Genomic DNA, 1495 nt, shown 5'->3' with positions numbered 1-1495 from the left:
TTAATGGGACGTACCGGGTCGCTGTAGGGCAGGCTCGGTGCCGGTAGCCGCTGGTAGGTGAGCACTCCGCGCCTCTGGACCGAAGTCGAGTCCTAAGGTCAGACCGTGCCCCTGCCGGTGGTCGGGAGAGCTGACTGCTGATGGGATGTCGTGGCCGTCGAGCAAGACGTGACCACTTGACCATTAGGGCGTGGTGGATCTCCCGTGGGCTGCCGGAACTGCTGCCGGTGCGAAGGAGGCCTGGGTGCTGTTCGTCGGGGACGACTGGGCGGAAGATCACCATGATGTGGAGGTGCAGGACGAGACCGGCCGGCGGCTGACGAAGGCCAGGGTGCCGGAGGGTGCGGCGGGCATCGCCCGGCTGCACGCCATGGTCGGGCGGTATCTTCCCGAGGACGCTGACCCTGGCCAGGTCGTGGTCGGGATCGAGACGGACCGTGGTCCGTGGGTGTCCGCGCTGGTCGCCGCCGGTTACCAGGTGATCGCGGTGAACCCGCTGCAGGCGGCTCGTTACCGGGAGCGGTATTCGACGTCCGGGGCGAAGAGCGATGCCGGTGATGCGCACGCCCTGGCGGACATGGTCCGTACCGACCGCCACCAGCTGCGCCAGGTCGCCGGAGACAGCGACCTGGCCGACGCGGTGAAGGTCGTTGCCCGGGCTCATCAGAGCCTGGTCTGGGACCGGACCCGGCAGGTCCAGCGGCTGCGTTCCGCGCTGCTGGAGTCGTTCCCAGCCGCCCTCGTCGCGTTCGACGACCTCGACGCCCCCGACACGCTGGAACTTCTCGCGAAGGCGCCGTCTGCGGCCGAGGCCGCCCGGCTGACCGTCGGGCAGATCAGCGCCGTGTTGAAACGGGCCCGCCGGCGGAAGATCCCCGAGAGAGCGGCCGCGATCCGGGCCACGCTGCGGGCCGAGCAGCTACCCGTCGGTCCGGCTTCGACGCTGGCCTACGCGGCGGTCGTGCGTGCCCAGGCCGGTCTGCTGACCGCGCTCAACGCCGAGGTCGCCCGCCTCGAGGAGCAGGTCGAAGCCCATTTTGGCGAGCACCCGGACGCTGAGGTCCTGCTGTCCCAGCCCGGCCTGGGCACGGTCCTCGCTGCCCGGGTGCTCGCCGAGTTCGGGGACGACCCGAAGCGCTACACCGACGCCAAAGCCCGCCGCAACTACGCCGGCACCAGCCCGATCACCCGCGCCTCAGGCCGCAAGACCGTGGTCATGGCCCGCTACGCCCGCAACAACCGGCTCGCCGACGCCCTGCACCAGCAGGCCTTCTGCGCCCTGAACGCCTCGCCCGGCGCCCGTGCCTACTACGACACCGTCCGCGGACGCGGCAAGTCCCACCACGCCGCCCTCCGCCAGCTCGGCAACCGCCTGGTCGGCATCCTCCATGGCTGCCTCAAGACCCATACCCCCTACGACGAGGCAACCGCCTGGCCGCGGAACGTCACGCTCGCACCCGCCCCTTGACATCCAAAAACATGGGATGTCTGACCT

1 protein-coding gene is annotated in these 1495 nt (G+C 70.2%); it reads left to right on the top strand.

Annotated elements, in window-relative coordinates; genetic code table 11:
* Positions 1–244: 244 nt before the first annotated feature.
* A complete protein-coding gene (locus FREUN1FDRAFT_RS39045; RefSeq protein WP_006545980.1) occupies positions 245–1468 on the top strand; it encodes an IS110 family transposase in 1224 nt (407 codons plus the stop codon).
* The last annotated feature ends 27 nt before the right edge of the window (positions 1469–1495 follow it).

The organism is Parafrankia sp. EUN1f (assembly GCF_000177675.1).
Lineage (GTDB): Bacteria > Actinomycetota > Actinomycetes > Frankiales > Frankiaceae > Parafrankia.
Note: the sequence above shows the minus strand (reverse complement) of the source record. Positions and strands in the feature narration are given on the sequence as shown.